At 54.2% G+C, this 271-nt stretch carries 1 protein-coding gene; it reads right to left on the bottom strand.

Annotated elements, in window-relative coordinates; translation table 11 throughout:
• Positions 1-271 (bottom strand): hypothetical protein (locus HC026_RS12600; protein WP_211089501.1); only part of this gene is annotated, 271 nt, incomplete at both ends.

Below are 271 nucleotides of genomic sequence, written 5' to 3'. Positions count from 1 at the left end.
ACTCGTAATCGTGCTCAAGTCATTCTTGACATGGGCACTCGTGGCGATACTGCCAAGACTGTTCAGACCGCTGTTGGCACTTGATGCAGTGGAAGCAGCAGTTGACGCATCTTTGGCGGCACTGCTTGCAGCACTAGCTGCAGAACTGGCAGCGACGCTGGCTGAACTTAAGGCACTGGAATTACCAGCACTGGCAGCTGAGCTGGCATCTAAGGTAGCACTCGAAGCTTTCTTCGCTTCTTCTGAAGCCAGACTAGCAGCAGCTCCGGCA

Source organism: Secundilactobacillus angelensis (assembly GCF_012641075.1).
GTDB lineage: Bacteria > Bacillota > Bacilli > Lactobacillales > Lactobacillaceae > Secundilactobacillus > Secundilactobacillus angelensis.
Note: the sequence above shows the minus strand (reverse complement) of the source record. Positions and strands in the feature narration are given on the sequence as shown.